The 517-nt window shown below is 78.3% G+C and carries 1 pseudogene; it reads left to right on the top strand.

Annotated elements, in window-relative coordinates:
• Nucleotides 1-486, top strand: a pseudogene (locus SSBG_RS36155) (response regulator); the annotation flags it as partial.
• Nucleotides 487-517 lie beyond the last annotated feature (31 nt).

Genomic DNA, 517 nt, shown 5'->3' with positions numbered 1-517 from the left:
CGGGAGAGCACGGGCGCCCGCCCGCACGCGGTGCCGCCGCAGGGGAGCCCGCAGGGTGGGGCACCGCAGGGGGCTCCGGCGCAGGGTGCGATGGCCCAGGGCACCCCTGCGGAGGGCGCGACGGCGCAGGCCGCCCCCGCTCAGCCCGTACCGCAGCAGTCCGTACCGTCGCAGTCCGTGGCGCCCCAGCCCGCACCGCCGCAATCCGTCTCGCCGCAGTCCGTGGCGCCGCAGTCCGTGGCGCCGCAATCCGTGGCGCCGCAATCCGTGGCGCCGCAGTCCGTCTCGCCGCGTCCCGTCGAGGCGTCCGGTGCCGCTCCGGCGCCACGGCGGCTGGCCGCCGGGCAGGAGCACGGGCGCTCGTACGCGATAGGGGCCCCGGACGCGGGGGCCGAGGGCCCCGAGCCGCTCGACGGGCCGAACGGGGCGGTCGAGGTCGCGAACCGGCCCGCGCCGCGCCCGCAGGACGACGAACTGTTTTTTTGATCCGCTCGACAACCCCCGCAGGCTCCTCGTG

Origin of the sequence: Streptomyces sp. SPB074, assembly GCF_000154905.1 — a bacterium.
GTDB lineage: Bacteria > Actinomycetota > Actinomycetes > Streptomycetales > Streptomycetaceae > Streptomyces.
This window is presented reverse-complemented; position numbering and strand designations above follow the sequence as displayed.